Source organism: Azospirillum tabaci (genome assembly GCF_014596085.1).
Lineage (GTDB): Bacteria > Pseudomonadota > Alphaproteobacteria > Azospirillales > Azospirillaceae > Azospirillum > Azospirillum tabaci.
On sequence record NZ_JACCJY010000032.1, the window covers coordinates 41160 to 64793 of the forward strand.

A 23634-nucleotide genomic window follows, 5' to 3' on the forward strand; every position below is an offset into this window, starting at 1 on the left:
CCTGTCTCATTCGGCCAGCAGCCCGCGCACCGCCTCGATCAGGCGGTCCGGGGCCACTGGCTTCATGACGATCCGGCGGCCCGGCTGTGCCGTCATGTCCGCCGCCGTTTCGTGCGACGCGTAGCCGGTCAGGAAGAGGATTCGCAGGTCAGGGTTGCGCTCCGTCAGGGCGCGGCTCAGTTCCAGGCCGTTCATGCGGGGCATGGACATGTCGGACACCACGGCGTCGAACAGCCCGCCGCATTCGTCCCAGCGCTCCAGCGCGTCCAGCCCGTCCACCGCCTCGGTCACCGTGCAGCCGGCCTCCTCCAGCGCCAGACGGACGTAAGTGCGCACGGACTCCTCATCGTCCACCAGCAGGATGGCCGCGCCCTCGTTCTCGCCCAGCCCCAGCCCGTCGGCCAGCGAACCGGCCTTCACGGGGGCGGGAACGGCGGGCAGATGGATGGAGAAGACGCTGCCGCGCCCGTCCGGCCCGGCCTCCATCTCCACGGCACCGCCGGCCTGCCGGGCGGTGCCGTAGACCATCCACAGCCCGAGACCGGTGCCCTTGCCCGGCTCCTTGGTGGTGAAGAAGGGCTCCCAAATGCGGTCGCGCACCGCCTCCGGCACGCCGCAGCCCTCGTCGATGACCCGGATCACGGCGTAGCGCCCATGCGCCAGCGCGCCGTGCCGCCCGAAGAAGCCGGCATCCGGCAGGGCGCTGTCCAGCGCGATGGTCAGGCGCCCGCCGTCGGGCATGGCGTCGCGCGCGTTGAGGGCGAGGTTCAGGATGGCTTGGTTCAGCATCACCGGGTTGGCGACGGCGTGGGCATCCCCGTCGCCGATGTGGATGTTAAGGTCGATGCCGGCGCTCATCAGCGGCTTCAGGAAGATCTTCAGGTCGCGCACCAACGGCGCCAGCGCCACCACCTCCGTCTCGTCCGACGGGCGGCGGCGCGAAAAGTCCAGGAGCTGCGCGGTCAGCGCGGCCGCCCGGTCGGACGCCTTGGCGATTTCCCGCACGCAGGTGGTGACGCGCGCCGGATCGTCCGGAGCCCGCTCGGCCAGCCGGGCGAATCCGCCGATGGCGGTCAGCATGTTGTTGAACTCGTGGGCGATGCCGCCGGCCATGCGGCCCACCGCCTCCATCTTCTGCGATTTCTGAAGCTCCGCCTCGGCGCGGCGGCGCTCGGTCACGTCGTTCAGCACCAGGAGAACCGCCGCCTCCCGCTGGTAGACCGCGGGGAAGGCGCCGATCTCCACATGGCGCTGCTCGCCCGACGGGCGGGCGATCGCGCATTCCACCCGCTTGTGGTCGCCCTCCGCCCCCGGCCCCAGCCGCGCGGTCACCGTCTCCGCCTCGACGATGAAGCGGTTGAGGTGCAGCCCCTCAAGCCCACCGCTGCCGTCCACGCCGAGGATGGACGCCGCCGCGGCGTTGCCGAAGCGAATGGCCCGGCGGTCCCAGATGACGATGCCGTAGGGCGCCAGCTCGACCAGCTGGCGGTAGCGCTTCTCGCTCTCGCTGAGCGCGCTGACGGTGGCCTCCAGCCGCTCCGTCTGGCCGGCGAGCTGTTCCTCGCGCCGCTTCAGCTCGGTGATGTCCATCAGGATCTTCACGATGCCGCCGGAACCGGTGGCGTGCTCGCTGATGCGGTACCAGCGCCCATCGGACAGGCGGCCGTCCACCGGATCGGTGTGCAGCAGGTGGCGCTTCATCCGTTCGGCGATCCAGTCCGCCATCTCGCGGTCGTCGCCGTCATAGCCACCGCGCTCGGCGGCGGCGCGCAAGATGTCCTTGAAGGCGGTGCCGGGAACCAGCACGTCGGCCAGGTTGGGGTAGGCGCTGCGGTAGCGCTCGTTGCAGAAGATCAGCCGGTCGTCGGGGCTGAACAGCACGAAGCCTTCGGAAATGCTGGACAGCGCGTCGTGCACCACCGACTGCATGAAGCGCGCCTCGACCAGCGCCAGCGTCTCGGCGGTCGTCTCGATGCCGGTGCCGCGGTAGCCGGCGAACCGCCCGTCCGCGTCGGTGAAGGGCTGCGCGCTGATGCGGAAGACGCGGGTGTCGCCCGCCCCGTCGCGCAGCGTGACCTCCAAGTCGCGGAAGGCCCGCCCGGCCTCGATGTCGGTCAGATGGTCCAGCCACGTGTCAGCGTCCTCCACCAGCCCGCGGAGGTCGAGCAGCGAATCGCCGAACACCGGCGCCGGGTCGCCGCCGAGAAGCGCCGGCAGCCGTTCGGACACGTAGGTGTAGCGGTGGTCGGGAGCGCTTTCCCAGAACCAGTCGGACGCAGCCTCGGCGAAATCGCGAAAGCGCTGGCGGCTGGCGGCCAGCTCCTCGTTGGCGGCGCGCAGCAGGCGGGCCGAGCGGTCCAGCGCCGCCGCAGCCGCACGGGCGCGGCGCACCGACAGCACGGCCAGCGCCGCCATCGCCAGCGTCATCACGCCAAGCGGCAGCGTCAGCCGGTCGCGCCCCTCCTCCGGCATCATCACGGCCAGCAGGCCGGCGGCGCCGAGCATCAGGAACAGCAGGTCGGTCAGCCCGCCCAGCCCGCGGCGCGGCGCCGCTTCCCCGGCCGGCCGGACGGCACGGACGTCGACGTCGGTGGGGGGCAGCCCGCCCCGGCCGGAAAGATCCACGGAGCCCCGCTCCATCGTCATGGGTGTACCGCCGCGCAAGACGCGGTCTGCATAAACCCGTAATAGGAGGCGAGCCGTTAACAGCGGGTTTCGGTGTTCGCCTTCGTACGATCAGATTCCACCGTGAGCATACGATTTCCACCGCTCAGCGGCGGTTCACCAGAACCAGGATCTTCTCCTCGAGCTGTTCGGGAGAAAAGGGCTTGGCGATGTAGGCGGTCACGTCGTGGGCCATGGCCTCCTCCACCGCGATGATGGTGGCGAGCGCGGTGACCATCAGGAAGGGCATGTCGGGCCGCACCGCGCGGACCAGCTTCAGGAACTCCAGTCCCGACAGGCGGGGCATCTTCCAGTCGCAGACGATCAGGTCGAAGGCGCCCTGCCGCTCCTCGAATCGGGTCAGCGCCTCGCGCCCATCCTGGGCGATGATCAGGTCGGTGATGCCGAGGTCGCGCAGGATCATCTCGACATAGCCGCGCGCGGCCGGCTCGTCGTCGGCCAGCAGGACGCGCAGCGTGTTCATGGCGCGCATCGGCAGGCCGGCGCCGGCCAGCGTGGCGAAGAACTGGGCGAAGCGGTCGGCCCGCTGCTCCGTCGCGTCCTTGCAGCGGGCGAGGTAGCCGCGCAGGAACGCGGTGGAGCGGACATGGTGCCCGACCAGCTCGCGCGCCGCCGCCACGCATTTCCCCTCTGTGAAGGCGCCCTCGGCGAGCAGGCTGGCGAACTCCATGACCTCGTCGACGTGGGGCGGGCGGTCCTTGGCGATGCGGGCGAAGACCTTGTTGGTGCGCAGGAAGGTGTTCTGGATCTCGTCGAGCATGCGGACGTAGCGCTCGCGCAGGCCGTCCGGCAACGTGGAGCGCTGCACCCGCCGCTGCAGGTCGGCCAGCGCCTTGATGCGCGCGCGCGGCGTGCGGGCGGTCTCGAACAGGCGCTGGGTGAAGTCGCGGGCCTCGAGATGGCGGCGCAGGTGGGCAACGATCATGCGCCGGCTGCGCTCCCCCGACACCGCTCCCTCGAAGGCCAGCAGATCGACGATGCGCGCGTAGTGGCTCTTGGCGTGGAGCACCGCCTCCAGCCGCGCGCCGGACAGCAGCAGCGCCACCCGCCGGTCGATCAGCCGGGTCGTGCGCTCCCCGCCGATCACCCCGCCCTTCACCGTCAGGCGGGCGGCGAGAAGGCTGATCGCCGACAGCTCGTCCAGCACCGCCGCCACGCTGTTCGGCTCCGCCTTGGTGCCGGACAGCGGCGCGTCCCCCAGCAGGGCATGGTGAACCGCGGCCTCCAGCCCCAGCCGGGCGGCGCGCGCCTGATGGCGGGCGACGAAGGCGGACAGGCGGTGCAGAACCGCCGGGGCGTCGGGGTGCGACGGCGCCTCGCCCCGCCAGACCATCGCCATGGCGTCCAGCACGCCGCGCAGCCCGTCCGCCCAGCCGAACAGCGCCTCGACCACCAGCCCGTTGGCCAGCATCTCCCCGACGATCTGGTCGAGGATGGCGATGCCCTCGCCGGACAGCCCGTCCCCGTCGAGCGACAGGATCCGCACCAGCCGAAGCTCGTGGTTGCGCCCTTCGCCCAACCAGGCGGACAGCCAGGAATCGATGGTGTGGCGCCCGGCGAAACCCGGCGTCCGCGCCATGGTCTGGGCCACCGTGGCGGCGAACTGCTTGGCGTCGATGGACAGGGACGCGCCGCTGTGGGCGCGCCGGGCGGTGAAGGCCAGCACCTCCTGCTCCAGCCGCTTCAGCTCCTCCAGCCGCATGGCCGGGGAGCGGCGTCCGGGACGGGCCTGCCGCTGCGCCACCCGCTCCAGCACCTGGGCGCGGCGCGGCCAGTCGAGGAAGGAGCGTTGCGGCTCCACCTTGTGCAGGAATTCGGTGGGGGTGATGCCGCGCGTCTCCAGGAACTCCGCCAGCTCCTCCGCGATGAGGAACCGCGCGGCGGGGGCGAAGACTTCCTCGACCCGGACGCAGACGGCCGACTCCGGCGACTCCTCCGGCGCGTCGCCGCTCAGCTCGCCGAGGAGCGCGTCGACGTCGTAGGCTCCGATGGGGATGCCGTCGGTCGGGATGGAGGAAGGCGGCGGAACGGCGATCATCGATGTCCCGCCATCAGATCAGCAGCGCGTGGATCGTGTCGGCCAACTCGTCCGGGTTGATCGGCTTGCGCAGGAAGACGATGCGGCGCCCATCTGCCATCGGGTCCGCCAACAGGTCGTCCAGGCTTTCCGTCTCCGGCGGGTAGCCGGACATCAGGACGGCCGGCAGGTCCGGATTTTCCCGGCGCAGCGCGCGTGCCACCGACGCCCCGCCGACCTGCGGCATCACGAGGTCGGTCACCAGCAGGTCGAAGGCCCCGCCATGGTCGGCGTAGGCGCGCAGGGCTTCCGTGCCGTCGGCGGCGCAGACCACCCGCATGCCCAGATCCTCCAGCGTCAGGCGGATGAAGTCGCGCACCTGCGCCTCGTCCTCGACCAGCAGGACGGTGGCGGCCATCGACAGCCCCTCCATCTCGTCGTCCTCCGCGTCGAGGAGCAACGGGTCGTCCAGGCCGGGGGCGTCCGCTTCCCGTTCCTCCGCGGCGTCCTCCGCCGGGAAGCGGAGCGTGAAGACGGTGCCGCGCCCCAGCTCCGTGTCCACCTCGACGTCGCCGCCGGCCCGCGCGACCGTGGAATAGACCAGCGCCAGCCCCAGCCCGGTCCCGGCCCCCGGCTCCTTGGTGGTGAAGAAGGGTTCGAAGATGCGATCGACCACCGCCTGGTCGATGCCGCAACCGGTGTCGGCAACGGTGATGGTGACTCCGAGATCGTCCGTCCGCTCCACCGCGATGGTGATCGGCCCGCCTTCCGGCATGGCGTCGCGGGCGTTGAGGACGAGGTTGAGCAGCGACTGGTGCAGCAGGGCCGGGTCGATGGTCACCGCCGCCCCGCCCCCGGTGCCCGCGATCCGCAGCGGGTGGCGCTCGCCGAGCGTCGGACCGAGGAAGCGGCGCAGGTCGTCGATCACCGCGCCGACGCGCACGGGGCGCGCCGCGTCGGTCTGGCCGGGGCGCCCGAAGCTGAGAAGCTGGGCGGTCAGGCCGGAGGCGCGCTCGGTCGCCTTGACGATCTCGGTCAGGCAGCGCTCGACCCGCGGCCGGTCCTGCGGGGCGCGGCGGGCCATCTGGGCGAAGCCGCCGATGGCCGTCAGCATGTTGTTGAACTCGTGCGCGATGCCGCCGGCCAACTGGCCGATGGCCTGCATCTTCTGCGCCTGCTGGATGGCCCGCTCCGCCTGCTTGCGCCCGGTGATGTCGGAGAGGACGAGGAGCCACGCCGCCTCCCCCTCCACCGCGAAGGCTCCCACCGTGAAGGGATGGATGCCGACCTCCAGCTCCCGCAGGGCACCCTGCGCGGTCACGAAGCGCGCCTCGACCGGCGGCGGCGCTTCCAGACCGCTGCCGGGCGGGGGCAGCCAGTCGAACAGGCGCTGCACCCCGTCGAACTCCGTCGCCTCGACCAGCGGGATGCGCAGCATGGCCTCGGGATCGCCGCTGCCCAGGATGAGCGCGGCGGAACGGTTGGCGAAGCGCACCCGCAACCCGTCCCAGATCAGGATGCCGTAGGGCGCCATCTCCACCAGCCGGCGGTAGCGCGCCTCGCTGTCGGCCAGCGCCTCCTCGTGGCGCTTCAGCTCGGTGATGTCGGTGAGGATCTTGACGACGCCGCCGAAGCGCGTAGCGTGCTCGCTGATGCGGTACCAGCGCCCGTCGCCGAGCCGGTGGTCGGTCGGCGGCCCGCTGCGGGTGTGGCGGTTCAGCCGTTCGGCGATCCAGTCGGACGGGTCGCCCAGATCGTCGCCGGCGGCTCCCCGCTCCACCGCGACCCGCAGCAGATCGGCGAAGCGGACGCCGGGAACCAGATGGTCGGAGAGCAACGGATAGGCCGCGCGGTAGCGGTCGTTGCACAGCACCAGCCGCCCGTCGGCGCCGAACAGCACGAAGCCTTCGGACACGCAGCCGATGGCGTCGGACAGCAGCGCGCGGAAAAGCTCCTCACCATCCTCCATGGGATGGTTCGGAACAGGATCATCCAGGGTGGCCGACAGCCGGTCGCGCAGGGCGCGCAGCGGCTCCCGCAGATGGGCCAGCGCGCCGGGCGGCGCGGCGGACAGGCGCGCGCCCAGGGTGTCGAGGAGTTCCGCAAGCTCTTGGTCGGGCCGGTCCATAGCCCGGCATTCAACCACTCCGCCCGGTCTCCCCGCCAGTTGATTCCGCGCTCAGCCCTGCTTCGGGAAATGGTGATGGCCGTGGTCGCAGACGCCGCGTGAATGCTTGTCGTCGCAGCTTTCGCCGGATGCGGTCAGGCCGATCCAAGCGTGAAGCGTGTTGGGATCGAATCCGGCCTTGCGGTCCGTCCCGACCTGGAGCAGCGGGCGGCGGATCAGGTCGCGGTCGGCCAGCAGCGCGGCCAGCGCCGCCTCCTCGTCCAGCTCGTCGGGCTTCACGGCGCCGGTCTTCACCGCGGCGGCGCGGCGGTTGAACCAGTCCTCGACCGGACGGTCCTCGAAGAAGGGGCGCAGGGTTTCGGTGGTGAAGGGCTCCGCGGCCAGATCGCGCTCCACCAGCGTGTGGCCGGCGGCCTGGAGTTGAAGCTTCTGCTTGGCGTTCGCCGTGCAGCCGGACAGGCCGTAAAAGATCACTTCCGTCATGGGGTTGGGGCTCCGCATCGAAACAGGACGAATTAGGTCCAGTCTACCGGCGCGGAGACCGGGGGTGCCGGTGACGGAATGTCGCACCCCCGGATTGTCGAGCGGCTAGGCTGTTCGCGAAAAATCGCATTCGGCGAAATCAACCCTCTCCCCTCCGGGGAGAGGGAAATATCACTTGATGCGCTTCAGCGAGTCCTCGACGTAGGCGTTCGTGTAGGTCTTGGACAGGTCGATGTCCGTCGCGGCCACCGCCTTGTCGAAAGCCTTCAGCACCTTGTAGGCGGCCTCCGCCCCCTCCCGGGAAAAGCGGCCGTCCGGCGAGTAGGTCGGCTTCGAATGCTCGAACGCCTGGGCGTAGAGCGTCTGGTTGCCGAGGAAGTATTCCGGCGGCAGGACCTTCAGGACATCCTCGGTCTTGGCCTGATCCAGCCACTTCAGCGTCCGCACGAAGACGTCGACCAGCGCCTGGGTTGTCTTCGGGTTCTCCTTGATGAAGGCCGGCGTGGTGTAGAGCACCGCCGCCGGGTACGGCCCGCCGTAGGTGTCCAGCGTGCCCTTCTCCGTCCGGGTGTCGGCGATGGTGGTGACGTCGCCGTCGGCCTCCAACTGGCTGATCACCGGGTCGAGGTTGGCGATGGCGTCAATCTCGCCGCGCTTCACCGCGGCCACCGCGCTGGGGCCGCCGCCGACGCCGATGAAGGACACATCCTCCGGCGTCATGCCGTGCTGCGTCAGCAGGTAGTTGACCATGAAGTTGGTCGAGGAGCCGGGGGCGGTCACGCCGATCTTCTTGCCCTTCAGCTCCTTGATCGACGTGATCGTGCCGGCCTTGTTGACCGCGGCCAGAACGATGCCCGGATAGCGGCCCAGCAGGGCGACGGCGGTGATCGGCTGACCCTTGGCCTGCATCTGCACCGTGTGGTCGAAGGCGCCCGTCACGATGTCCGCCGAGCCGCCGACCAGCGCCTGGAGGCTCTTGGCGCCGCCGCCGAAGTCGTTGATCTCGACGTTCAGCCCGGCCTCCTTGAAGTAGCCGAGCCGCTCCGCCACCGTCAGCGGCAGGTAATAGAGCAGCGGCTTGCCGCCGACCGCCAGCTTCAGGTCCTTCTTCTCGACCTGCTGGGCGTTCGCCCCGCCGATGCCGAAGGCCAGGACCACCGCCGCGGCGGCGATCACGCTTTTCATACGCATGGCTTCCCTCCCGATTTTATGAGCTTGGCGCGGTCATCCCTGCGCGTTGGTCGTCTGCGCCTCCTGCGGGCGCCAGTGCAGAAGACGTTTCTCGATGACGGTCACCACGGCATCGATCACCACGACGAAGATCGTCAGCACCAGCATGCCGGAGAAGACGCCGACCGTATCGAACACCCCCTCCGCCTGATGGATGCGGTAGCCGAGGCCGGCGGCGGAACCCAGATACTCGCCCACCACCGCGCCGACCATGGCGAAGCCGACCGCGGTGTGCAGGCTGGAGAAGACCCAGGACAGGGCGGACGGCAAATAGACGTGCCGGAACAGGTGCCGGTTGCTCGCCCCCAGCATCTTCGCGTTGGCGAGCACCACCGGGCTGACCTCCTTCACGCCCTGATAGACGTTGAAGAAGACGATGAAGAAGACCAGCGTCACCCCCAGCGCCACCTTCGACCAGATGCCGAGGCCCAGCCACAGCGCGAAGATCGGCGCCAGCACCACGCGGGGCAGCGCGTTGACCGCCTTGATGTAGGGGTCGAAGACGATGGAGACCAAGGGCGCGCGGGCGAACCAGAAGCCGAAGGCGATGCCCGCGATGGTGCCGATGGCGAAGGCCAGCGCGGTCTCCAGCAGCGTGATCCCGAGATGGTACCAGATCACGCCGGACGCGAAGTCGCTCCAGGTGCGCTCCAGCACCGCCAGCGGCGTGCCGAAGAAGAAGGGGCTCAGGATCTTCGTCGCGGTCAGGACGTGCCAGAGCAGGAAGAAGCCGACCAGAACGGCGACCTGCAACAGCAGGATCACCGGACGGCTCGGCAGGCGTTTCACACGGGCCAGGGCCATGGGATCCTCACGTCAGCTTGGTCTGGGCGTAGCCCTTGAGCACTTCCTCACGCAGCTGCCCCCAGATTTCCCGGTGCAGGTCGAGGAAGCGCGGCGTCATGCGGATTTCCGCCACGTCGCGCGGGCGCTCCAGATCCACCCGGTACTCGCCGATCAGCCGGGCGCCGGGGCCGGCCGACAGCACCAGCACCCGGTCGGACATGGAAATGGCCTCCTCCAGGTCATGGGTGATGAAGACCACCGACTTGCGGTCCGCCGACCACAGGTCCAGCAACTCGTTCTCCATCAACTGCCGGGTCTGGATGTCGAGCGCCGAGAAGGGCTCGTCCATCAGCACGATCTTTGGATCGACGATCAGCGTCTGGGCGAGCGCCACCCGCTTGCGCATGCCGCCGGAGAGTTGATGGGGGTAGCGGTCGCCGAAGCGGTCCAGCCCGACGCGGGCCAGCCAGGGGCGCGCCCGCTCCTCCGCCTCGCGCCGCGGCACGCCGCGGAACTCCAGTCCGGCGGCCACATTCTCCAGCGCTGACTTCCAGGGCATCAGCGCGTCGGCCTGGAACATGTAGCCGGCGTGCGGATTGATGCCGTCGACCGGCTGGCCGAACGCCAGGGCACGCCCGGCGCTGGGGGCCAGAAGGCCCGCCGCGACGTTCAGGATCGTGGATTTGCCGCTGCCGGTCGGACCGACGATGGACACGAACTCCCCCGCGGCGACCGACAGGGTCACGCCCTGGACCGCCGTGTAGGTGTGCCCGCGCCCGTCGGGCGATGGAAAGGTGCAGGTCACGCCGTCCAGGCGGAGCGCGGCCTTGTCCGCCCCCTCCGTCCGCAGGGCGGCCGCCACGGCGGCGCTGTCTGACATCGATGCGTTCCATCCCTGATGTTCGTTTTCAGGGCATCTTGGCGGAATGAGACGGCGTCGGCAATGGGCGCCACCAACAATTGTTTCCGCTGACGATGCGAGTCAGTCCAGCCGGGCGAAGAAGGCCATGATCGCTTGCCCCACCCCTTGCGGCCATTGATGCGGGTAGAAGCGCCCGCTGCGCGTGCGGTCGTCGGCCAGTGGGCACCACAGCACCGGGTTCGCCTCGCCCTCGGCACCGTAACGGCGGCAGTTGTAGCGGTGCGGCTCGTCCGGCTCGCTTCCCGTCGGCAGCCTGTCCTGAGCCAGCAGCGCGCGGCGCAGGCGCAGGGCTTCGGATACTGGCACCTGCTCGTCGCGCGGGTTGTGCAGGACCATGGCGGCGACCGGCCCGCCGCAGTTCTTGGGCCGCGCGGACCCGCCCCCGACGCTGGCCAGACCGCGGATCACCCCGCCCCGCGCGCAGGCGAGGCTGTTGGCGAAGGACCCGCCCAGCGAATGGCCGACCACGAACACCCTGCCCATGTCCAGGCAATAGGCGTCAGCCATGGTCTCCAGAACGGCGTCGAACAGCCGGAAATCGCGAAGCCGGTCCGGCGCGTCGCCGGGATCGGACCACACGTTCAAGCCGCGCGCGTCCTTCAGGCTGGCGGGATAGACGACGATCGCCGGCTCCTCCGTCGGGACCTCCAGGCCGAAGTAGCGCCGCACCTCGGCGTTGCTGTTGGTCCGCCCGTGGAAGGCGACGACGAGGCTGTGCGGACGGTCGGGGCGGTAGCCCTCCGGCACGGCCACGATCACGCCGCGCGCCGCCCCGTCCAGGGTCACATGGTCGGGCACCGCGGCCGGAGGCGGCACACCGCAGCCGCGTGATTTTTGCTGCAGCGCCACATTATTAACCAATTCCGCCGATAAGCCCTGGAAGGACCACAGAATCAGCACGGCCGCGGCGCAAAATGCGCAAAATTGTTTCACCATTCACAGCCCGAACAATCGACTTCCTCCATAAACAGCCTGCGGCGAAGGACGTTGCACTTTCGGACAGGCTTCGCGTTAACCATCACGCAAGCATTTCCCGGCACCCTCCTTCGCAGAGCAAGGAGGTTTCGATGCCGGTTCGCGCGACTGCACGCATGATGGTTCTGGGGCTGCTGCTGGCCGTCGGCTCGTCCGGGGCCGCGACCGCCGACAGCCTGTCGGTGAACCGTCCGAACCCGGCGCCGACACCCGTCACTTCCGACTTTCCCGACGCCACGCTGATCCGGGTCGATCAGACGGAGTCCACGACGCTGCGGCTGGACGGCATCATCACACCGGCCGTGGAGCAACGTTTCTCCGAGGCTCTGCGCGGCGTTCCGGCGGGCCAGCCGGTGGTGGTCGAACTGTCGAGCCCCGGCGGCTTCACGACCGCGGGTTACCGCATGATCGACCTGATGCTGGCGGAACGGCAGGCGGGGCGCTCGGTCGCCACCCGCGTGGCCGGCGGCCAGTCCTGCGAGAGCATGTGCGTGGGGCTCTATCTGGCCGGCTATCCGCGCTACGCCGCGCCGACCGCGGAGTTCATGGTGCACGCCCCGCGTCTGGCCGAGAACGGCCGCATGACGCTGCGCTCCACCGACCAGATGGTGAAGCGTCTGGTCGCGCTCGGCGCCGCCCCCGCCTGGATCGAGCGGGTGCGGGCCGCCGGCGGCTTCTCCGGCAGCCTCGACTACCGCGACAACGCCGACCATCTGGCGGCGGTGGGCGCCAACATCGTCACCCACCTGATCCGCTGAGCGTCTTTACGCTTCGCCCGCCACGCTTTACGCTTCGCTTTCCTTGAGGCGCCGGGCGATCTCCGGCATGACCGCCGCGTCAACGTTGGCGAAGGCGAAGCGCAGGTAATCGTCCTGGCCGGGACCGAACATGGAGCCGGGCAGGCACAGGATGTTGTGTTCGCGCGCCAGCCCCTCGGCCACCTCATGGGCGCGCTTGCCGGCAAAGGGATGCCGGACATAGGCGAAGTAGGCCCCGATGCTGGCGATGCGGTACCCGGTGCCGCTGGCCTCCATCGCCGACTGGAAGGCATGGACGCGGGCCAGGATGTCGCCCCGCTTCTCCGCCACCCAACCGTCCAGGTTCTCCAGCCCGAACAGCGCCGCCTTCTGCCCGACATGCGGGGCGCAGATGGCGAGGCAATCCATCACCTTGCGCGCCTGGGACAGCAGACCGGCGTCGGCGATCACCGCACCCACCCGATAGCCGGCGAGGCTGTAGACCTTGGAGAAGCTGTAAAGCTGGACCAGCGTGCGCTGCCAGCCGGGCCGCTGGAACAGCCCATGCGGGGCCCGCCCCTCCCAATCCGGAAAGTCGCGGTAGGTCTCGTCGAGCAGCAGCTTCACGCCGCGCCGCTCGCACAGTTCGTACAGCGCAGCGATGGCGTCTGGCGAGGCGATGGCGCCGGTCGGGTTGTTGGGGGAGATCAGCACCAGCGCGCGGGTGCCGGAGTCGATCAGCCGCTCGGCCTCCGCCGGATCGGGGATCAGCCCGTTCTCCTCGCGCAGCGCCAGCGGCCGGGCCTCGATGCCCAGCATGTCCAGCGTCATCTTGTGATTGAAGTACCAGGGGGCGGGCAGGATCACGTTGTCGCCGGCCCGCGCCAGCCCCATCACCGCAACGGCAAAGGCCTGGTTGCAGCCGGCGGTGATGAGCACCTCACTTGCGGCGACGTCCGCGCCATAGAGCGAGCCGGTGCGCCGGGCCAGCGCCGCGGTCAGCGGCGGGATGCCGTCGATGGCGGTGTAGCGCGCCGTGTCCGGCGCCCGCACCTGCTCGGCCAGATGGGCGGTCAGCGCGTCGGCGGGCGGATAGCCGGGCACCGCCTGACAGAGGTCGATCAGCGGCTTGTCCGCCGGAAAGCTGCGGCCTTCCACCCAGCGCCACGCCTCGGCGATGGGCGGGGCCTCCGTGGCGGCGACGAGCGGGTTGACGTCTCTGCGGTCCATTCCCTGATGTCCAGTCTGCGAGGTCCGATTTTTATGGGGCGCCATGGTGGACCGCCCCGCCGGGCTCGCGCAAGGGACCAGCGCGGGAAGACCACGCATGGCAGGCCAAGCGGAGGCAAAGCAGGGGTCAGGCGCTGCCCAGAACCACGTCCGGCTTGCGGCCCACCAGGGACTCATAGACCTCGGGGTCGGTCGCCCCTTCCGATCCGAAGACCAGAACGCGGGCGTCCGGAGCAAGACCCAGGCTGGCGCGGGTCGCCGGATCCGCCGCGGCGCAGAGCAGGCCCGCCAGACCGGCCACACCGGATTCCCCGCCGACGATGGGCCGCCCGCCGTGCCGCCCCTCGGCCAGCAGACGCATGGTCGCCACCGCCGCATCGTCGGGGATGGTCAGGAAATCGTCGGCCCCGCGCTCCAGGATCGCCCAGGCCAGCAGGGACACCTCGCCGCAGGCAAGCCCGGCCATCAGCGTTTCCAGATCGCCCTTGGACGGCGTCGGGCGGCCGTTGACGGCGCTCTGGTACAGGCAGTCGGCGGCGTGCGGCTCCACCACCACGAAGCGCGGGCGCTGGCGGCCCCAGCTTTCCCACAGATGGCCGCAGACGGCGGCGGGCAAGGCCCCCACCCCGCCCTGCACGAAGACGTGGGTGGGGCGCTCGCTGGCCGGAAGCTGGCCGATCGCCTCCTCCACCATCACGGTGTAGCCCTGCATGACGTCGCGGGGGATGTCCATGTAACCGGTGTAGGAGGTGTCGGAGACGACGTGCCGGCCATGCTCCCGCGCGTCCGCCGCGGCCTGCCGCACCGCGTCGTCGTAGTTGCCGGCCACGCGGACGACGCGGGCGTCGAAGGACTCGATCGCCTGCTGCCGCCCCTGCGAGCAGTTGCCGGGAATGTAGATGACGCAGCCGCAGCCGAACACCTGCGCGCCCCAGGCGACGGACCGGCCGTGGTTACCGTCGGTCGCCGTGGTCACCGTGATGCCGCGGGTCACCTTGGCGTAGCGCCCCACCACCAGATCCAGCGCGGTCACCGGCACGCCGGGCACGCGGGCCTGCACCTCGCGCACCAGAAGGCGCAGCACGGCGTAGGCGCCGCCCAGCGCCTTGAAGCTGTGCAGGTTGAAGCGGCTGCTTTCGTCCTTGTACCAGATGCGGTCGATGCCGGCGGCGCGGGCCAGCCCGCTCAGCGAGCGCAGCGGGGTCGGGGCGTAGCCCGGCCAGGCGCCGATCTCGCTCATCGCGTCCTGGAAGGCGGCGCGGCTCAGGATGGCCCGTTCGGCGGACCCGTAGGGCTGGTCCGTGTCGGCGCGCGGATTCGAGAAGAGACGCGGGGTGCCAAGCGGCGGCAGGTCGGACATCGTGTTCGCTCTCCAGACCGCAAGGACGGCCACAGCCACGAAAGCATTGCCGGCCACGCCGCGTCAAGCCACGCGCGTTGTCCCCGGACAAAGCGCCGCGAGCTGTGCTAACAGCGCCTCCCCCCGCGGCCCGGCAGGGTGCCGAAGGCGGCGGGGGTTCCCGTTCCTGAAGGAGATGGTTCCGTCGTGACGACCGGTTTCAACACCACCGCCGCCGACCAATTGAAGCAGTTCGCCGACCGCATGGAGCGGTTGATGGACGAGATCGACAGCCTGAAGGCCGACCTGAAGGACCTGCGCAGCGAGGTCAAATCCGCCGGCTTCAACATCAAGGCGCTCGACAAGCTGGTCGCCATCCGCCGCAAGGACGCCGGCGAGCAGGAGGCCGAGCTGCTGAACGACCTGATGCTCTACGCCCACGCCACCGGCACGCCGCTGGACATCGTGGTCCCCGAACCGGCCGAATGACGATTTAAGGATCGTTGCGAAACCGCAACATGAATGTTCCGGAAGCGCAACATGACGTTTCGCTCCCGGAACATGTCATTGCGCAAGCGCATCAAAGCGCCAAAACCTTAGCGCTTCCACTCGCGGCTGGATTTCACGAAGTCGGTCAGGGTGACGCCGATCTTGTCGTCCACGATGACGACCTCGCCGCGGGCGACAAGCACACCCTCCACGTAGACGTCGGTCGGGTCCTTCAGATGCCGGTCCAGCTCCACGACGGCGCCGCGGCCCAGCTTCAGCAAGTCGCGGACGCGCAGCATGGCGGTTCCGATGACCACCTTGATCTCGACCGGCGCGTCGCCGATGGCGAAGGCGTCGCTGCTCATGTCGTCGGACGAACTGGCGCCCAGCAGATCGTCGATGTTGGCCATGCGGCCCTCCTTCACCCCGGGTCACCGGACCCTTCAACCGACTAGAGTTACCGCACCGGGCGCGCCGGGGCAACGGCGACCGTCGCGACGCCCTGCGACAAGGATGGGAAACAACAGCGCAGATTTGGTTTTCCTGCGCCGCCTTGTGTTGATACCCTGCCTGCCCGATGTGAAACCAGCCGCGAAGGCAGAGCCATGACGACCGATTCCCAACGCCCGCTGGTCGACAGCGCCTGGCTGAAGAGCGCCCTCGACCGCCCCGACCTCGTGGTTCTGGACGTGCGCACGCCGCCGGCGGGCGGCTTCATCCCCGGTTCGATCCATTCCGATTACGCGAAGGCCGGCTGGCGGGCGACGGTGGGCGGAGTTCCGGGCCTGCTGCCCGACGCCGCCGTTCTGGAAGCGCTGATCGGCGGGTTGGGAATCGGCAACGGGGACCACGTCGTGCTGGTCTCCAGCGGCCTGAGCGCCGCCGACATGGGGAACGCGACGCGCGTCTATTGGACCTTCAAGACGCTGGGCCATGACCGCGTGTCGGTGCTGGACGGCGGCTTCGCCGCCTGGAGCGACGCCGGCAATCCCGTCGCCACGACCGCCACCACACGCCCCGCCGCCGTCTTCACCGCAGCGCCCCGCGAGGACTTGCGCGCGCCCCTGCCCGTGGTCGCGGCGGCGGTGGCCGGCGGCTCCGTCCCGCTTCTGGATTCCCGCTCCGCCGAGCAGTTCGAGGGCAAGGCCAAGAGCCCGCAGGCCCGCGTTCCCGGCACGCTGCCGGGGGCGGTGCTGATTGAGAACAGCGCCTTCTATTCCGCCGCCGAGAAGCGATTCCTCCCCGCCGACGCGGTGAAGGCGGTAGCGGATCAAGCCGGGACGGGCGACGCGACGATCACCTTCTGCAACACCGGCCACCTCGCCTCGGTGTCCTGGTTCGCGCTGAGCGAGGTGGCGGGGATCGACGGGGTCCGCCTCTATGACGGGTCGATGTCGGAGTGGACCGCCGACCCGGCCCGCCCTGTCAAGAACGGGCCGGCAACGTAGGCATCAGACGCTCTTGCGACGCCGGCGGAACCGCCCGAGGTCCGACCGGCGCAGCAGGCCCAGCGCGACGGCCAGCGCCGCGTAGACCAGCAGGCCGGCGAGACCCAGCAGCACCAGCCCGCCCAGCCGCTCGAACAGCCCATGGGCGGTCAGCCAGGGCGAGAGCTGGGTCTGCACCAACCACAGCGTGCCGCCCATGGCGAGCGCCGCGACGGCCATGCGCGGCAGATTGCGCAGGAGCCGGGCGTCAGCCTTGAAAAGCCCGCGCCGGGTCAGCAGCCACGCCAGCAGCCCCGCGTTGACCCAGGCGGCGACGGAGGTCGCCACCGCCAGCCCGACCTGGGCCAGCGGCCCCATCAGCGCCAGCTTCAGCGCCACGTTGACCGCCGTCGCGGCCAGCGCCACCCGCACCGGTGTCGCCGTGTCGTGCCGGGCGTAGAAGCCGTTGACGAGGCTGCGGATCACCACGAAGGCCGGCAGGCCCAGCGCGTAGGCCTGCAAGGTGGCGGCGGACTGCGCCGCGTCGGTCGGGCCGAAGGCGCCGTGCTGGAACAGCACCGACACGATGGGCAGGCCGGCGACCAGAAAGGCCGCCGCGGCCGGCAGGGTCAGCACCAGCGACAGTTCCACCGCCCGATTCTGGCTCTCCACCGCGCCCGGCTCGTCCCCGCCCTTGATGCGCCGGGCCATTTCCGGAAGCAGAACGGTCCCCACCGCGATCCCGATGACACCCAGCGGCAACTGGTTCAGCCGGTCCGCGTAGTAGAGGTAGGACACCGCCCCGGTGGGCAGCAGCGAGGCGATCAGCGTGTCGACGAACAGGTTGATCTGCGTCAGGCCGGACCCCAGCGCCGCCGGCCCCAGCACGGTCAGGAACCGCTTCACGTCCGGTGTCAGGCGCGGCAGGGGCAGCCGCAGCCCCATCCCGGCCCGGCTCGCCTCCCAATAGAGATAAAGGAACTGCGCGAGCCCGGCGGCGAAGACGCCCCAGGACAGGGCGTGGCCGACCGTGGGCATCAGCGGCGCGGCCAGCACCATCGCCGCGATCAGGCACAGGTTGAGCAGGATCGGCGCCGCCGCCGCCGCCCCGAAACGCCCCATGCTGTTGAGCACGCCGGCCAGCAGCGATTCCAGCGAGATGAACAGCAGGTACGGAAAGGTGATGCTGGTGAAGAGGACGGCCAGCCGGAACTTCTCCGGCTCGTCGGAGAAGCCCGGTGCGAAGACGGTCATGAACTGCGGCATGATCGCCAGGATGCCGGCCAGGAACAGCAGCTGCACCGCCAGCAGCAGGCTCATCACCTCCTCGGCGAAGCGTTTGGCGGCGGCCTGCCCGTCCTGCACCAGCTTGGCGGAGAACAGCGGCACGAAGGCGGAGTTGAAGGCTCCCTCGGCGAACAGGGCGCGGAAATGGTTGGGCAACCGGAACGCCACGAAGAAGGCGTCGGCCACCGGCCCGGCGCCGAGCAGCGCTGCGGTCAGAACGTCGCGCAGGAAGCCAAGGACGCGGCTGACCAGCGTCAGCCCGCCGACGGACAGGATGTTGCGGAGCACGGTGGTACGGGTCCTCTGATGGGCGGCGCCATCCTAGCGTTTTCCCCGTCCGCGTCACGCCTTTCGGCATGCCAGCCCGTGTGGAATTTGAAGGCGGTGGGCGGAAACGGTCTGCTAGGATCGCCACCCACCCATTGTCCCGTCCACCCACCTTCAGACAATCGGAACGTCCATGGCCCAGGGTCTTCCCCTCACCTATCTGGAAGCCGGCGAAGCGAACGGCGGCACCCCCCTGCTGGTCCTGCACGGCCTGTTCGGGTCGGCGCGCAACTGGCAGACCCTGGCGAAGCGCTTCGCGGAGCGGCACCGGGTCTACGCGCTGGACCTGCGCAACCACGGCGGCGCCCCGTGGTCGGACGAGATGACCTACCCGGCGATGGCCGCGGACGTGCTGCGCTTCCTCGACGACCGCGGCTTCGCGCGGGCGTCGGTGGTCGGCCACTCCATGGGCGGCAAGGTGGCGATGACCCTGGCGCTGAACCACCCTGACCGGGTGGAGCGGCTGGCCGTCGCCGACATCGCGCCGGTCGCCTACACCCACACCCACGCCCCCTTCGTGAAGGCGATGAAGCAGGCCAATCTGGACGGCTGCACCCGCCGCTCGGAGGTCGAGGCGCAGCTTGTGGACGCGGTGCCGGAAGCCCCCCTGCGCTCCTTCCTGCTGCAGAATCTCGTTCTGGAGCAGGGGTCGTTTCACTGGCGGATCAACCTCGACGCCATCGGCGCCCGCATGGCCGACCTGATCGGCTTCCCGGATCTGGGCGACGCCCGGTACGACGGCCCCACCCTGTTCATCGGCGGCACCCGGTCCGACTACATTGTGCCGGAGACCCACGCCGCCATCCGCCGCCACTTCCCCAAGGCCGCCATCGAGATGATCGAGGGCGCCGGGCACTGGTTGCACGCCGAACGCCCGCAGGAGTTCGCCGCGCTGGTCGAAGCCTTCGCCTGAACCGGCCGGACGGCAAAAAGAAACGGGGGCCGCGAAGGCCCCCGTTTCCGCATGCTGGCAATGCGCGGTCCTGTCAGAGCGCGCCCTGGCGGGCGCCGGTCTTGGCGGCCGGGCCGGAGGACTGGTTGAAGGCGTCGCGCAGGTAGGGCGACAGCGCCTGCCGCATCGTGCGCAGCCACTCGTGGATGATGATCAGCGAGCGGGAGGCGACCGGCGGGGTCATGCCCAGCTTCACCAGATCCTCGCGGGTCATCTGCGCCACCTCGTCGATGCGGTGGCCGGTCAGGCGCGCCCAGGCCGGGGCCGTGCAGGGCGCCATGGAGATGACCTCCACGCCCTCGCGCTCGACCATCTCCGCCTTGCGGCGGGCGTACTGGCTGTCGTCGAGCTGCGAGAAGGGGCCGGAGAAGCCGTTCTCGACCAGGACGCGCTTGGCCTTCGGCGCGATGGTGGCGATGCGCTCCAGCGTGTTCATGCCGGTGGAGAGCGAAGCCAGATCGACGGTAACCGGCACCATGAAGGTCAGCCGCTCGCCCTCGCCGACGTAGTAGTCGAAGCCCGAGACCTCGGCCCAATTGAAGAACCACTGGGAGATGTTGCCGCCGAAGTCGTAGAGGCGGCCGCCGCGCTGCAGTTCCGGACCGATCTGGTCCCAGAACTCGTAGAAGCCATCGCCCGACCCCATCATGTTCATGAAGTCCTGGGTGATGCGGCGGTGCTCAACCACCTCCGGACCGAACAGGCGGTTCAGGCGCTCGTTCACCTCATATTCGACGACCTTGAGCTGAAGGCCTTCGAGCATGGCGGTCGCCATCAGGTGATGAGACAGCAGCGTCTTGCCGACGCCACCGCGGTCGTTGAGAACGAAGATGGTGCCCAGCATGCGATCGCCTTTCCAGAGTCTATTCGTTGTCGAATCTTGAGGTGTTGAAACGTTAAGGACCGGATCCTTGCGAATCGGAGCCTGAGTGGGACGGGGTTCCGGAACCGCAGCCGGAGCGGGCTCGTCCGGTGGACCGACGGGCTCCGCGGAGGCCGGTTCCGGAACGGGGGCCGGTTCCGGAACGGGGGCCGGCTCCGTCTCTGGAACGAGTGAAAATTCCGCTTCTGGCACGGCGGCTTCCGACGGACCGTCGATGGCGCTCTCAACCGTTTCGGGTTCGGCCGTTTCGGGTTCGGCCGTTACAGGGTCGACCACCGTATTGTGGCCCATGTCCTCGGCGTCCACCGGCTGTCCCGCGGCAAGGGCCGCGCGGTGCACCGCGTCCAGCGTTTCGCGCGGGACCGTGCCGCCGTCGTCCGCCTCATCCCCGCCATCGCGCCCTTCGTTCCCCACGAGGAAAAAGGCGGAGCGCAGGGTGACGGGCGAGATCGGCTGGTTGTCACGGGCGGTGACGCCCAGCTTCGCCAGCACATCGGAGATTTCGGCCCAGGACAGGCCGCGCTCGCGCATCAGGCCGATGTCGGCGTAGCTTTCGCGGACGGCCTGCATGGCCGAGCGGTTTCCAGTCGGACGATCGGCAAGGAGCCGTTCCAGTTCCGCGCGATCAATCGACACCGTGTGTACCCGGCTTTGCGTGGTTCTGGGGAGGGGTGGGTAGGATTTGTGATACCGCAGGATTCCGTTCCCCCCGGTGCGGAAAAAATAGTACAAGCGATTGGGGTGCGCAAACGGTTTCCAACCATGTTCAACCGCATTAAACCTGTGACACGGCAACCTTCCTTGGTCTCCGTCAGGATTGCAGGATAGGGCCCGGCGTTTGGCGAAGATGCCCTATGATTTCCGATCGCAGGATCAGCGGACCGCCGACTCCGGCCGGACGCCGGGGACGCCCATCGGCTTCCACGAGCTGCGCCAGGCCTGCGAGATTTCGGCCCTTCGGGAGGATCTGGAACGCGTCATCCAGGACACCGGGGCCCTGCGCGACAGCATCGAGGACGCGGTGGAACAGGTGCGCCAGCGCTTCGCCGCCCTGACGGCGGAGGAGTTGGCGAACTCCGAGACGATGGCGCCGCTGCTCCAGTTCGCCGTCTCCACTCTGCTGTCCATCCGCGACGAAGCCCGGCGCATCAACACCCAGACCGGCCCGGTGGACGATGACGACCGCCCCACGCGGGCCGTCGCCGAACCGCGCACACAGCCGTCCGCCGCCGTTCCGGCGATGCCGCCCCCCGCGCCACAGACGGCCCCGCAGACTTACGCGCCGCCGCCGTCCGACGAGCCTGCTCCCTCCTTCGCCGCCGAACCGCTGCGCGATGATCCACCCGCGCCTTCAACGCCACCGCCACCGGCGCCGGTTCTGTCGCCCTTCGTCCCGCGCTCGCCCGCGCCGGCGCCACAGCGCCCCGCGGCACCGGAACCCGCTCCCGACGCGGCTCCGGCCCCCTCCTGGCTGTCGCCGCTGTCCGGGCGCAAGGGCGGTTCGGGGGTTAACGGCACCGCTCCCCGCAGCGGGAACGTGGACTGGCTGAGCCGGCCCAAACGCTGATCCTCCGCCTCAGCCATATTGTTGCGGGAAGGTCGCACCTCATCCGAACGCGCCCACGTCACACCGATTTTCCTTGAACTCCGAAATGGGTGTGGCTACCACTTTATTTGGTAAATGAATCTTTACCAACAACACCTGCGGCGACGCATGGGGGTGGTCATGGCACGGGATGATGTGGACACGCTGGCGCGACCGGCGTCCGGCCTGGAATGGCGGCACCGTTGCGGCCCGGCCGTCCAGGCCGACCGGAGAGACTCCACCCGGCGCGACACCCCGGCGGCCGTCCGTCCGCTGCGGTTGCTGATCGTCGAGGACGAGGCCTTGGCCGCCGAGGCGGTGGGCATGGCCGCCATGGATCTCGGCCATATCGTCTGCGGCACAGCCCGCACGGAGGAGGAGGCGGTGGCCATCGCCGGGCGCGAGCGTCCCGACGTGGCGCTGATGGACGTGCGGCTGGCCGGCGGCGACGGAATCGAGGCGGCGCGGCGCCTGCGCGCCAACTACGGCATCCGCTCCATCTTCCTGTCCGGCTACGCGAACCATGCGATCATGGCCCGCATCACCGAAACCTACCCGCTCGGCGTGGTCAACAAGCCCTATTCGCTCGCCCAGCTGAAACTGGCGCTGGACCTCGCGGCGCGGCGTCTGCACGGCCCGCGCGGCTGATACCATTCCGCTTCGCCAAACAAGGAAGGGCGGCCTCCCCCGTGGGAAGCCGCCCTTTCCTTGTTCCGCTCCCCTGTGGAGCGTGACGCCACTTGCTCCTGGCCACTTGCTCCTGGCCACTTACTCCTGAATGAAAGCCTTCACGTAGGAGTGCGACAGCGGCTGCACCAGATAGTCGAGCGGGGTGCGGGCGGACAGCAGGATTCGCGCCTCCACCGGCATACCGGGCTTGATCGTCAGGTTGTGAACCTGATGGGAGTCGCTGTCCTTGAGCTTGATCCGCGCGATGTAGGATTCTTGACGGGTGATCGGGTCCATCACGCGGTCGGCCGAGACGTAGGTCACCGTGCCGTCCAGCGAGCCGACGACGCGGCTGTCATAGGCGGTCAGCTGCACCTTCACCGGCAGATCGACGGTCAGCGACTTGATGTCCTTCGGCTGGACCTTCACCTCGGCCAGCAGGGCGCGGTCGTCCGGGATGATGTCCAGGATCGGCTCGTTGGCGGTGATCGTGCCGCCGGCGGCCCAATGGCTGTGCATCACCACGGTGCCGGCGTCCGGAGCCTTGATCGCGCGGGTCTCCAGCCGGTTGGCGGCGTCGCGGATCTGCTCGGCGAGGCGGATGACGTCGCCGCGGGACTTCTCCAGATCGACCAGCACTTTCTCGCGGAAGTCGTTGCGGCGGCGCAGAAGGTCGCCCTCGGCGTCCACGGCGGCCTGGTTGGCCTGGGCGATGCGGGCCTCAAGCTCGCGGTCGCGGCCCTTGAGCTGCGCCTCCTCCTTCTGCTGCTCGACCAGCTTGGTGCGAGTGGCGTTGCCGCGGGACAGCAGCCCCTGGGTGATCTGCAGATCATCCTCGATGAGCTGGATCTCGCGTGCCAGGAACTTGCGCTGCTCCTGAAGGCTCTTGCCCTCCTCGCGCAGCGTGGCGACGCGCTCCTTGGTCAGCTTGGCCTCGGTGTCGAGCTGGTTGCGGCGGACCTGGAAGAGGGTTTCCTGGTTGCCCATCAGCTTCTCCACCGTGCGGTCGGTGCCGCGACGGCGCAGCAGTTCCTCCGGCCACTCGATGGCGGGCTGCTCGAACAGCTCGGCGGTCAGGCGCGCTTCCAGCGCCTGGGTCTCCAGCCAGGAGGTGCTGAGCACCTGAAGCCGGGTCGCCGCCTCCGTGCTGTCCAGCCGCATCAGGACCTGACCGGCCTTCACCGTGTCGCCTTCCTTGACGAGGATCTCCTCGATCTGGGCGGTCTCGGTGTGCTTCACGATCTTGCGGCCGGTCTCCGGGGCGAGCGCGCCGGAGGCCATGACGGCGCTGTGAAGCGGGGCGAGCGCGGCCCAGGCGGTCATCCCGCCGAAGCCCACCGCCAACACCATGAAGCCGCCGGCCAGAAGCCCGCTGACCCGGGTGTCGGGAACCAGCGCGCGCAGCGCGCCGATCGACGTCATGGTCTTCGTCTTGTAGGTGTTCATGGTGGTGTCGGTCATAACAATCGGTCCTTAATCGCCT

The 23634-nt window shown here is 69.5% G+C and carries 20 protein-coding genes; 6 read left to right on the forward strand and 14 right to left on the reverse strand.

Annotation, left to right across the window (positions count from 1 at the left end):
- Window positions 1-6: 6 nt before the first annotated feature.
- The 8 genes from H0B54_RS23965 to H0B54_RS24000 form a co-directional block, all read right to left on the reverse strand.
- Window positions 7-2625 carry a hybrid sensor histidine kinase/response regulator gene (locus tag H0B54_RS23965; protein WP_343069021.1) on the reverse strand — a complete coding sequence of 873 codons (2619 nt, stop codon included), beginning with the start codon at window positions 2623-2625 and terminating at the stop codon, window positions 7-9.
- A gap of 145 nt (window positions 2626-2770) precedes the next feature.
- On the reverse strand, window positions 2771-4723 hold the full coding sequence (locus tag H0B54_RS23970; protein ID WP_188262398.1) for a response regulator: 1953 nt from the start codon (window positions 4721-4723) through the stop codon (window positions 2771-2773).
- A gap of 13 nt (window positions 4724-4736) precedes the next feature.
- A complete protein-coding gene (locus H0B54_RS23975; protein ID WP_188262399.1) occupies window positions 4737-6830 on the reverse strand; it encodes a hybrid sensor histidine kinase/response regulator in 2094 nt (697 codons plus the stop codon).
- Between the two features lie 51 nt (window positions 6831-6881).
- A complete protein-coding gene (locus H0B54_RS23980) occupies window positions 6882-7313 on the reverse strand; it encodes an ArsC/Spx/MgsR family protein (protein ID WP_188262400.1) in 432 nt (143 codons plus the stop codon).
- A 171-nt stretch (window positions 7314-7484) separates the two neighbouring features.
- A complete protein-coding gene (locus tag H0B54_RS23985) occupies window positions 7485-8504 on the reverse strand; it encodes an ABC transporter substrate-binding protein (RefSeq protein WP_188262401.1) in 1020 nt (339 codons plus the stop codon).
- Window positions 8505-8537: 33 nt separating this feature from the next.
- A complete protein-coding gene (locus H0B54_RS23990) occupies window positions 8538-9347 on the reverse strand; it encodes an ABC transporter permease (RefSeq protein ID WP_094306475.1) in 810 nt (269 codons plus the stop codon).
- A 7-nt stretch (window positions 9348-9354) separates the two neighbouring features.
- The gene (locus tag H0B54_RS23995; protein ID WP_094306476.1) at window positions 9355-10209 is read right to left on the reverse strand and encodes an ABC transporter ATP-binding protein; all 855 of its coding nucleotides are present in this window, start codon (window positions 10207-10209) and stop codon (window positions 9355-9357) included.
- Between the two features lie 102 nt (window positions 10210-10311).
- Window positions 10312-11067, reverse strand: coding sequence for a CE1 family esterase (locus H0B54_RS24000; protein ID WP_188262402.1), 756 nt, complete (start codon window positions 11065-11067; stop codon window positions 10312-10314).
- A gap of 251 nt (window positions 11068-11318) precedes the next feature.
- Here H0B54_RS24000 and H0B54_RS24005 point away from each other — a divergent pair, with 251 nt between their 5' ends.
- A complete protein-coding gene (locus H0B54_RS24005; protein ID WP_188262403.1) occupies window positions 11319-11984 on the forward strand; it encodes an ATP-dependent Clp protease proteolytic subunit in 666 nt (221 codons plus the stop codon).
- Between the two features lie 27 nt (window positions 11985-12011).
- Here H0B54_RS24005 and H0B54_RS24010 read toward each other — a convergent pair whose 3' ends face one another.
- Window positions 12012-13193, reverse strand: coding sequence for an aminotransferase (locus tag H0B54_RS24010; protein WP_188262404.1), 1182 nt, complete (start codon window positions 13191-13193; stop codon window positions 12012-12014).
- A gap of 127 nt (window positions 13194-13320) precedes the next feature.
- Entirely contained in the window at window positions 13321-14553 is a 1233-nt protein-coding gene (locus H0B54_RS24015; protein ID WP_188262405.1) for a diaminopropionate ammonia-lyase, read from the reverse strand.
- A gap of 186 nt (window positions 14554-14739) precedes the next feature.
- Between H0B54_RS24015 and H0B54_RS24020 the strand changes: the two genes are divergently transcribed.
- A complete protein-coding gene (locus H0B54_RS24020; RefSeq protein WP_343069023.1) occupies window positions 14740-15021 on the forward strand; it encodes a DUF2312 domain-containing protein in 282 nt (93 codons plus the stop codon).
- A 107-nt stretch (window positions 15022-15128) separates the two neighbouring features.
- Here H0B54_RS24020 and fliN read toward each other — a convergent pair whose 3' ends face one another.
- Entirely contained in the window at window positions 15129-15431 is a 303-nt protein-coding gene (gene fliN / locus H0B54_RS24025) for a flagellar motor switch protein FliN (RefSeq protein WP_149470655.1), read from the reverse strand.
- A gap of 195 nt (window positions 15432-15626) precedes the next feature.
- On the opposite strand from fliN, the gene H0B54_RS24030 reads away from it, so the two are divergent.
- Window positions 15627-16469 (forward strand): sulfurtransferase, encoded by an 843-nt coding sequence (locus tag H0B54_RS24030; RefSeq protein ID WP_188262406.1) that lies wholly within the window; start codon window positions 15627-15629, stop codon window positions 16467-16469.
- Window positions 16470-16472: 3 nt separating this feature from the next.
- On the opposite strand, the gene murJ is transcribed toward H0B54_RS24030, so the two are convergent.
- Window positions 16473-18023, reverse strand: a complete 1551-nt coding sequence (gene murJ, locus H0B54_RS24035) for a murein biosynthesis integral membrane protein MurJ (protein WP_188262407.1) — start codon at window positions 18021-18023, stop codon at window positions 16473-16475.
- A gap of 172 nt (window positions 18024-18195) precedes the next feature.
- Between murJ and H0B54_RS24040 the strand changes: the two genes are divergently transcribed.
- A complete protein-coding gene (locus H0B54_RS24040) occupies window positions 18196-18975 on the forward strand; it encodes an alpha/beta fold hydrolase (RefSeq protein WP_188262408.1) in 780 nt (259 codons plus the stop codon).
- A 73-nt stretch (window positions 18976-19048) separates the two neighbouring features.
- Here H0B54_RS24040 and H0B54_RS24045 read toward each other — a convergent pair whose 3' ends face one another.
- A complete protein-coding gene (locus H0B54_RS24045) occupies window positions 19049-20533 on the reverse strand; it encodes a hypothetical protein (protein WP_188262409.1) in 1485 nt (494 codons plus the stop codon).
- A 211-nt stretch (window positions 20534-20744) separates the two neighbouring features.
- Between H0B54_RS24045 and H0B54_RS24050 the strand changes: the two genes are divergently transcribed.
- Window positions 20745-21464 carry a hypothetical protein gene (locus H0B54_RS24050; RefSeq protein WP_188262410.1) on the forward strand — a complete coding sequence of 240 codons (720 nt, stop codon included), beginning with the start codon at window positions 20745-20747 and terminating at the stop codon, window positions 21462-21464.
- 159 nt (window positions 21465-21623) lie between these two features.
- Window positions 21624-22130 (forward strand): response regulator, encoded by a 507-nt coding sequence (locus H0B54_RS24055; protein WP_188262411.1) that lies wholly within the window; start codon window positions 21624-21626, stop codon window positions 22128-22130.
- A gap of 120 nt (window positions 22131-22250) precedes the next feature.
- Here the strand turns inward: H0B54_RS24055 and H0B54_RS24060 are convergent, their stop codons facing one another.
- The gene (locus tag H0B54_RS24060) at window positions 22251-23612 is read right to left on the reverse strand and encodes an HlyD family type I secretion periplasmic adaptor subunit (protein WP_188262412.1); all 1362 of its coding nucleotides are present in this window, start codon (window positions 23610-23612) and stop codon (window positions 22251-22253) included.
- Between the last annotated feature and the right edge of the window lie 22 nt (window positions 23613-23634).

What these genes read in the sequence shown, in the direction of transcription:
- H0B54_RS23970 (WP_188262398.1), bottom strand. Translation starts at nt 4,723, where the DNA reads ATGATCGCCGTTCCGCCGCCTTCCTCCATCCCGACCGACGGCATCCCC.
- H0B54_RS23975 (WP_188262399.1), bottom strand. Translation starts at nt 6,830, where the DNA reads ATGGACCGGCCCGACCAAGAGCTTGCGGAACTCCTCGACACCCTGGGC.
- H0B54_RS23980 (WP_188262400.1), bottom strand. Translation starts at nt 7,313, where the DNA reads ATGACGGAAGTGATCTTTTACGGCCTGTCCGGCTGCACGGCGAACGCC.
- H0B54_RS23985 (WP_188262401.1), bottom strand. Translation starts at nt 8,504, where the DNA reads ATGCGTATGAAAAGCGTGATCGCCGCCGCGGCGGTGGTCCTGGCCTTC.
- H0B54_RS23990 (WP_094306475.1), bottom strand. Translation starts at nt 9,347, where the DNA reads ATGGCCCTGGCCCGTGTGAAACGCCTGCCGAGCCGTCCGGTGATCCTG.
- H0B54_RS23995 (WP_094306476.1), bottom strand. Translation starts at nt 10,209, where the DNA reads ATGTCAGACAGCGCCGCCGTGGCGGCCGCCCTGCGGACGGAGGGGGCG.
- H0B54_RS24005 (WP_188262403.1), top strand. Translation starts at nt 11,319, where the DNA reads ATGCCGGTTCGCGCGACTGCACGCATGATGGTTCTGGGGCTGCTGCTG.
- H0B54_RS24010 (WP_188262404.1), bottom strand. Translation starts at nt 13,193, where the DNA reads ATGGACCGCAGAGACGTCAACCCGCTCGTCGCCGCCACGGAGGCCCCG.
- H0B54_RS24015 (WP_188262405.1), bottom strand. Translation starts at nt 14,553, where the DNA reads ATGTCCGACCTGCCGCCGCTTGGCACCCCGCGTCTCTTCTCGAATCCG.
- fliN (WP_149470655.1), bottom strand. Translation starts at nt 15,431, where the DNA reads ATGGCCAACATCGACGATCTGCTGGGCGCCAGTTCGTCCGACGACATG.
- H0B54_RS24030 (WP_188262406.1), top strand. Translation starts at nt 15,627, where the DNA reads ATGACGACCGATTCCCAACGCCCGCTGGTCGACAGCGCCTGGCTGAAG.
- H0B54_RS24040 (WP_188262408.1), top strand. Translation starts at nt 18,196, where the DNA reads ATGGCCCAGGGTCTTCCCCTCACCTATCTGGAAGCCGGCGAAGCGAAC.
- H0B54_RS24050 (WP_188262410.1), top strand. Translation starts at nt 20,745, where the DNA reads ATGCCCTATGATTTCCGATCGCAGGATCAGCGGACCGCCGACTCCGGC.
- H0B54_RS24055 (WP_188262411.1), top strand. Translation starts at nt 21,624, where the DNA reads ATGGCACGGGATGATGTGGACACGCTGGCGCGACCGGCGTCCGGCCTG.
- H0B54_RS24060 (WP_188262412.1), bottom strand. Translation starts at nt 23,612, where the DNA reads ATGACCGACACCACCATGAACACCTACAAGACGAAGACCATGACGTCG.